The sequence below is a fragment of the Sulfuricurvum sp. genome, from assembly GCF_049587615.1.
Taxonomy (GTDB): domain Bacteria; phylum Campylobacterota; class Campylobacteria; order Campylobacterales; family Sulfurimonadaceae; genus Sulfuricurvum.
This window is the reverse complement of sequence record NZ_JBAVEF010000035.1, coordinates 1-1,760: the sequence shown is the minus strand read 5'-3', so window position 1 is coordinate 1,760 and position 1,760 is coordinate 1. Positions and strand designations below refer to the sequence as shown.

The 1,760-nt window shown below is 62.7% G+C and carries 1 protein-coding gene; it reads right to left on the bottom strand.

What is annotated here, in order from left to right:
• Positions 1 to 1,760, bottom strand: a 1,760-nt coding sequence (gene secA, locus WB308_RS06675) for a preprotein translocase subunit SecA (protein ID WP_424190211.1), incomplete at both ends; no start/stop codon positions are given.

Here is a 1,760-nt window from a genome sequence, read left to right as displayed (position 1 = left end):
GTGCTCGAACAGCGTGAAGCTCTCGCTCTTATACTCGTTCAGCGGATCGCGCTGGCCGTAGCCGCGCAAACCGATCACCTGGCGGAGATGTTCGAGCGTGACGAGATGCTCGCGCCATAGGCCGTCGAGCGTCTGCAACAACACTGCCCGCTCGATCTGGCGCATGATCTGCGGCCCGATATTGGCGGCCTTCTGCGCGGTCTTCTCGTCGGCGGACTTGATCAGCCGCTCGTGCAGCTCGTCCTCGCCGATGCCCTCTTCCGCCGCCCAATCGGCCACCGGGAGATCGACGTCGAAGATATTCTTCATCGCCTCTTGCAGGGCCGCCGTGTCCCACTGCTCAGCATAGGACTTCTCGGGGATGCTGGTATTGACCAAATCGTCGACCACGTGATGGCGCATGTCGGCGACGGTTTCGGAGAGATCGGCGTCGGTAAGCAGCTCGCGGCGCTGCTCGAAGATCGCCTTGCGCTGATCGTTCATCACGTTGTCGTATTTGAGCAGGTTCTTGCGGATGTCGAAGTTGCGCGCCTCGACCTTGGCTTGCGCCTTTTCCAGCGCCTTGTTGATCCAGGGATGGATGATCGCCTCATCCTCTTTCAGGCCGAGCGTTTGCAGCATGCCGTCCATGCGCTGCGAGCCGAAAATGCGCATCAGATCGTCTTCCAGCGACAAGAAGAAACGCGAGCGGCCCGGGTCGCCTTGCCGGCCCGAGCGGCCGCGCAGCTGGTTGTCGATGCGGCGGCTCTCGTGCCGCTCGGTGCCGACCACATAAAGCCCGCCGGCATCGAGCGCCGTCTGCTTCTTCTTGCCGACGTCGGCGGCGATCTCCGCCCGCTTCTTGGCGATCTTCTCCGGCGTCGGCTCCTCGCCTTTCTCGGTCTCGGCCGCGAGCCAGTCCGCCAGCAGCATGTCGGCATTGCCGCCGAGCTGGATGTCGGTACCGCGGCCCGCCATGTTGGTGGCGATGGTAATCGCGCCCGGCACGCCGGCCTGCGCGATGATGCGCGCCTCCTGCTCGTGATAGCGGGCGTTCAGCACCTGATGCGGCACCTTCTCCTTCTTGAGCAGCTCGGAGAGGATCTCGGATTTCTCAATCGAGGTGGTGCCGACCAGCATCGGCTGCTTCCGCTTCTGGGCGTCCTTGATCAGCGTGATGATGGCCCGGTATTTCTCCTGCGCCGTGCGATAGACCTCGTCGTCCTCGTCGTCGCGGATCATGTCCATGTTGGTCGGCACCTCGACCACGTCGAGGCCGTAAATGTCCAGGAACTCGTCGGCCTCGGTCGATGCCGTGCCGGTCATGCCGGCGAGCTTCTCGTAGAGCCGGAAATAATTCTGGAAGGTGATCGTGGCGAGCGTCTGGTTCTCCGGCTGGATTGCCACATGCTCCTTGGCTTCGAGCGCCTGGTGCAATCCTTCGGAGTAGCGGCGGCCTTGCATCATGCGGCCGGTGAACTCGTCGATGATGATCACCTCGTCGTTCTTGACGATGTAATCGCGGTCGCGCTGGAATAGTTTGTGGGCGCGCAGCGCCTGCTGCACGTGATGCACGACGGTGACGTTCTCGATGTCGTAGAGCGACTCGCCCTTGAGCAGATCGGCCTTCATCAACAGCTGCTCGACATGCTCGTTGCCCGCCTCGGTCAGCGTCACCACGCGGGTCTTCTCGTCGAGCTCGAAATCGCCCTCCACGAGCTCCGGGATGAACTTGTCGATGGTGATGTAGAGCTCGGAGCGGTCGTCGAGCGGGCCGGAGA